This window comes from Clostridium sp. AF32-12BH (assembly GCF_003477935.1).
GTDB lineage: Bacteria > Bacillota > Clostridia > Lachnospirales > Lachnospiraceae > Brotaphodocola.
In genome coordinates this window covers 1-5,428 of record NZ_QUEH01000036.1, presented here as the reverse complement: position 1 = coordinate 5,428, position 5,428 = coordinate 1, and the positions used below count along the sequence as shown (strand labels likewise).

Annotated in this window: 8 protein-coding genes and 1 tRNA gene; all 9 read right to left on the bottom strand. The window is 46.4% G+C overall.

The genetic code is table 11. From position 1 onward, the window contains the following. Positions 1–198: 198 nt before the first annotated feature. The 9 genes from DWZ40_RS20415 to DWZ40_RS18925 all read right to left on the bottom strand — a co-directional run bounded on the left by DWZ40_RS20415 (position 199) and on the right by DWZ40_RS18925 (position 5,367). Entirely contained in the window at positions 199–324 is a 126-nt protein-coding gene (locus DWZ40_RS20415) for a hypothetical protein (RefSeq protein ID WP_279220687.1), read from the bottom strand. A 118-nt stretch (positions 325–442) separates the two neighbouring features. Continuing rightward, on the bottom strand, positions 443–565 hold the full coding sequence (locus DWZ40_RS20410) for a hypothetical protein (protein WP_279220686.1): 123 nt from the start codon (positions 563–565) through the stop codon (positions 443–445). 96 nt (positions 566–661) lie between these two features. Continuing rightward, positions 662–964, bottom strand: a complete 303-nt coding sequence (locus DWZ40_RS18945; RefSeq protein WP_118544341.1) for a hypothetical protein — start codon at positions 962–964, stop codon at positions 662–664. A gap of 57 nt (positions 965–1,021) precedes the next feature. Next, complete coding sequence (ade, locus tag DWZ40_RS18940; protein ID WP_347560133.1) at positions 1,022–2,851, bottom strand: adenine deaminase; 1,830 nt, start codon at positions 2,849–2,851, stop codon at positions 1,022–1,024. Between the two features lie 258 nt (positions 2,852–3,109). After that, a complete protein-coding gene (locus tag DWZ40_RS20215) occupies positions 3,110–3,829 on the bottom strand; it encodes a response regulator (RefSeq protein WP_243035395.1) in 720 nt (239 codons plus the stop codon). Positions 3,830–3,832: 3 nt separating this feature from the next. Then, positions 3,833–4,075: a hypothetical protein gene (locus DWZ40_RS20210; RefSeq protein ID WP_243035394.1), complete on the bottom strand. Its 243-nt coding sequence runs from the start codon at positions 4,073–4,075 to the stop codon at positions 3,833–3,835. Continuing rightward, positions 4,044–4,652: a HAMP domain-containing sensor histidine kinase gene (locus DWZ40_RS20205; protein ID WP_243035393.1), complete on the bottom strand. Its 609-nt coding sequence runs from the start codon at positions 4,650–4,652 to the stop codon at positions 4,044–4,046. Before DWZ40_RS20205 ends, DWZ40_RS20210 begins: the two co-directional genes overlap by 32 nt. A 57-nt stretch (positions 4,653–4,709) precedes the next feature. After that, complete coding sequence (locus tag DWZ40_RS20200) at positions 4,710–5,078, bottom strand: hypothetical protein (RefSeq protein WP_118544340.1); 369 nt, start codon at positions 5,076–5,078, stop codon at positions 4,710–4,712. Between the two features lie 216 nt (positions 5,079–5,294). Next, positions 5,295–5,367 (bottom strand) — tRNA-Thr (locus DWZ40_RS18925). Between the last annotated feature and the right edge of the window lie 61 nt (positions 5,368–5,428).

Genomic DNA, 5,428 nt, shown 5'->3' with positions numbered 1-5,428 from the left:
CATTTTCAAGGTTCATATTGTTGCTGTTCTCAGCGGCAACGTTCGATATTTTAGCACGTTGTTATCGCTTTGTCAACAACTTTTTTAATTTTCTTTTGGAAATCTTCTGATTTCCTGCCCCGTTCTCACGGGGCGAAGATTATAATATCAAACCCGTAAAGAAAAGTCAACTGTTTTTTTTGCGTTTTTTCAACTTTTTCATTTTTCTATATTGTTGCATTTTCTTGCATCTATTGAAAGCTTATTCTTACCGCTGCCTGGAAGTCTTGCTGCAATCGTTTCTGCCTCGTTTTCTTTACCCGTCCCAAGTCCAGTTTTCTGCATTCACCTGCATGAGTTCCAGGTATTCCTGCTGCAGCACATCCAGCAGGTAACGGACGGTTGTTTCTCCCACCGGGGGGTTCCACTTCTTCCTTGAAACAGCGCAGGCACAACCTTTCATTTAAAAGCAGGCAGTAAAATGATGTCTTTCCTGGTTAAACAGCATACAGACTGCTGTTGCCGTTTCTTTTGCCTCACAGACCGCCACCTCCAGATCTTTTCCGATTTTCCTCCTGATCAGCATCCCAGAATGCATGGTTCAGCCACTAGATTACTTTAGTTAGATCCTGTTCACGCTCCATGTATTTGCGGCAATTTGCTACCTGCATGAATTCGCCATTTACCGGAATGAAAACTCCTTCACTTGTTCGCGAATAGTCTGTGCTTCCTGACCGATCTTATCTTTCCATTTCTGTTCCTGCACTCTGCAACCTTCTATATCGTTTTTCCAATTGCTGATCTTAATCCGATTTTCCAACTCGGTCGGATCGGAAGCTTTACTGCCCGGTACGTACACACTTTTTCGTCTCTGCAGATTTCTATCAGCCGGTACCTGCTGTGACTGCACCGGAGACTCCGACTGATTCCCTGCGTGGATCGGACTGCCAATTGTTTTTCGCCGTATCATCTGATTATCATTCATCGTATGATATCGAATCCTTTCGCTTTATTCAGGTAACAATGTTATATAAAGCTTCCATCATAGAACGGAATAGACCGTCTCAACTGCCTGTTGTTTTTCCACATCGATTGTGCCATATGTATTCAGACGCAGCTTTGGAATGACCGGAAGACTTACAAAACCAAGCGTCATAAACGGATCAATTTCCTCATGAATCCCCAATTCCCGAAGGAGCTGCTTCATAGTCTCCAGCCTCCGGTCAACTTCTTCTACCGGAAGATCTGACATAAGCCCTGCAATGGGAAGCGGCAGATCCATTAACACTTTCCCATCTACTGCAATTGCAAGACCACCTTCATTTTCAATGACCCGGTTGCCTGCTGCCGCCATATCTTCATCCGTCACGCCTGCGATCACCAGATTATGGGAATCATGTCCCACGCTGGTCGCTACAGCTCCTTTTTTCAGACCATAATTTCCCAGAAAACCGATTCCGATATGTCCATTTCCTTTATGACGTTCCAATGCCGCAAGCTTGATCACATCATGTTCCGGATCAACACCCGGAGCCAGGTTTTCCTGCTCACACCAAGACTCAGAGCGCTCCTTTGTAAGCAATTCCCGGCTGACCAGATCAATCACGCGAATCCGGTTACCCCGTTTTTTCAAAGCCAAATCTGATGGCTGGATTGGTTTGCAATGGAACGAATGGTACACGCGCTGCTGTATTTCTTCATCCCATACCATGTTTTCTTTGGGATAAGTTTCTATTTTATCCAAATTTGTGTTTTCTGCTCTATGCCCCGCTTTCCCTTCTGCGCCATCTCCATGTTCCGACACCATCCTGCCATGTTCTGCCACCAGAACTCCGCCTTTATAAACCTGCTGAACCTGCAAATCGGTTAAATCATTCACAACAACCAGGTCAGCGCGATATCCGGGTGCAACCGCACCGCGTTTTTTCAATCCAAAATATTCTGCTGTGCGAAGACTTCCCATTTTGATCGCACGGATCGGATCTGCCCCCAGTCTGACTGCTTCCCGGATAATGCTGTCAATATGTCCGCCACGAATCAGATCGCCAGGATGCTTATCATCGGTTACCAGCATGCACCGCTGGTCATACGGTGCCTCAAACAGCGGAATCAGCTTTTCCAGATTCTTTGCTGCTGTTCCCTGACGAATCATGATCCACTGGCCGCGCGACAACTTTTCTTTTGCTTCCTCCAGTTCCGAACACTCATGATCCGAAGCAACGCCAGCCGTCACATAGGCATTCAACGCTTTTCCAGAAAGTCCCGGCGCATGCCCATCCACCAGTTTCCCGCATTGCTGCGTCTGGGACAGTTTTTGGATGCAGTCCGGCTCATTCTGAATGACTCCATACGCATTCATCATCTCCGCCAGTCCCAATACCCGTTCATTTTGATAAAACGGCAGCAGATCTTCCATATGCAATTCTGCGCCGGATTCATCCAGAGCCGTAGACGGCACACAGGATGGCATCATAAAATACACATCCAGAAGGAGATTCTTTGTTGCTTCCAGCATATACCGGATACCGGTCGTCCCTGCCACATTCGCGATCTCATGGGGATCCGTGACTACCGCGCAGGTTCCGTGCGGCACTACCATCCGTTCAAATTCTGAAGGGGAAACCATCGAACTTTCCAGATGAATATGACCGTCCAGAAAACCCGGGCAGACATAGGCACCCTTTAAATCACGTTCCAGCTCTCCCTCATAATTTCCGATGCCCAGAATGATGCCATCTTCCATGGCAATGTCTCCTTCTTCCACGGTTTCCGTAAAGACATTCACAATTTTTGCATGCTTTAATACCAGCTTTGCTTTTGTTCTTCCTGCTGCTGCAGAAATCTGCTTCCTAAATTGATCCATTGATGCCATAAGTTTTCCTCCTGACTTTGTCTGAATCATCCCGTGTTTTCTGTGAATTTATCACATTATAACATTTTTATAAGATAAAGTAAAAGCTCCTACAAAAAAGAATGTGCCTTGGCACATTCTCGCGCCGAGGCGCGGGTGCTTCAGCAACCATCTACCTTTGCGCCGAGTGCGCTTCCTCGCGGAGCATTTTTATATGATAGGACGCAATTTCCTATCATATAAAAAAAGCCACAGAGGATTTTCCCCTGTGACTCGTTTTTATTTTCCATATGAAGTTTTCGATTCCCCAAAAATCTGGTTGAAATCCTTGGCGATTTCTTTCCTATGAAACAGCTTTACAATATGTCCGCTCATGCCGCACTCAAAAGCTTGTCTCCGGTCCTCATCGAAGGCATTCGCCGTCATCGCGATAATCGGAATGTTCGCTTTCCGGTTATTGGACAAGGTACGGATTTCCCTTGTTGCCGTATAGCCATCCATTCTTGGCATCTGGACATCCATAAGCACCAGATCGTATTTGTCCTCCGGAGCTTCATTGATGATATTCACTGCTTCAATACCATCCTGCGCACAATCCACCCACAGTCCGGCTTCTTCCAACATGGTCAATGCAATCTCCTGGTTCAGCTCATTGTCTTCCACAAGAAGCACTCGCTTTCCTGCATAATCAGACAACTCTTCTGTATCTTCCGGTTGCTCTGCTTCTGTCTGCACCGGTTTCGTTAAGACAGAACGAAGTTCGGACATAAAAATAGGTTTTGCAACAAACGCAGTGACTCCAGCTTCTCTCGCTTCTTTCTCAAAATCCGACCAGTCGTAAGCTGTGAGTGCAATGATCGGCACTTCTGCCCCGATGATCCGACGGACTGTTTCAATTCCGTTCATATCCGGCATGAGATAATCCACGATATAGACCTTATACTCATCATTCAGCTCGGCTGCATCCTGTGCCCTAAGAACCGCTTCCTCACCGCTCACCGTTCAGTCCGGCTGCATATCAATCCTTCGAAGCATTTTGCAGACACTGCGGCAGGTATCAATATCATCGTCCACCACAAGTGCCATTGCTCCCTGCAGTTCCAGGATCGGTGCATATTTTATCGACTGACTTGCAAGACGGACAGTAAGCGTAACCGTAAACTTAGAACCTTTTCCTTCCTCACTCTCCACTTCGATCGTGCCGCCCATCATCTCAACAATATTTTTTCGTGATCGCCATGCCAAGACCCGTTCCCTGAATCCCACTCACCGTGGAAGACTGCTCTCTCGCAAAAGTATCAAAAACATGGTCCACAAACTCCGGTGACATTCCGATACCGGTATCCTTGATAGAAAATTCGTAGGTGGTGTATCCGTCTGCCTTACAAGGTTTTTCCACCAGATGGATGATGATATCCCCACCAGCCGGTGGAAACTTGATCGCATTGCCTACAATATTGATCAGAATCTGGTTCAGCCGCAGCTTATCTGTTATAACATCTTCATGCTCCACATCCTGCGTATCAATGTAGCGATTCAGCTGTTTCGCATTGATCAGCCTCTGGATCATGGTGCGCAGATCATGAAGCAGATCCGGCATATGTACCGGTTTCTCATCCAGTTTCACACTTTCGCTTTCAATACGGCTCATATCCAGGATATCATTAATCAGGCTCAGTAAATGCGTGCTGGATGTATTAATTTTCGCAAGATAATCCTGCACCTGTTCAGTATGATCGATGTGTGTCTGCGCAAGTGCCGTAAAACCAATGATCGCGTTCATCGGAGTTCGGATATCGTGTGACATGCTGTTTAAAAACATGGTCTTTGCCTTATTTGCCTGCTGTGCAGCTGCAAGCGCAAGGGAAAGCTAATCCTGCTATTCTACTTCCCGTTTTAACGCGGCTTCTACTTTCTTTTCTTCCTCTTTCAGTTCTGCATTTTTCTGTTTCAGTCTTTTCTGTGTGGAATACAGATTCTGACGGATCTCGATCTCCCCTACAAAAAATGCCACAAGTGCCGAAAATGTCTGGGCATAGGTCTGAAGAGACAGACCAAAATTCATATATTCATATGCCGTTGCCCCGGTCATCAGCACAAAATAAGACCAGCCCAGGAACTTCTGGTTTCTGCAGAGTTTGTTACGGTACTGGATCAGCAGCCAGCATACCATAAACAGAGCCGCAATGGCCGGTACATGAGTCAGGCGGTAATTGCAACCTGCACACTTTGCCTTTCTTATCCCCATAATTTCACTTGACAGTTATCTTACTACAATAAATATAATGGTTAATCACTATATTTGCAACCCATTAACAGAAACTGTAACCCACAATCATTCCAATTGTGCTCGTATTCACGCAGATATGCCCGGCAACGGCTGTTGTCTTCAACTGTCTTCATGCTTTTCAGGCACAAAAAAGTGGAAACCTTGTAAATTAAAGGTTTCCACTCTTTTAAAAAGAGCTGCTGACGGGAATCGGACCCGTGACCTCCGCACTACCAATGCGACGCTCTACCGACTGAGCCACAGCAGCATTATGCAATTTTCATTGCAAGAGCGCGAGACGGGACTCGAACCCGCGACCCCGACCTTGG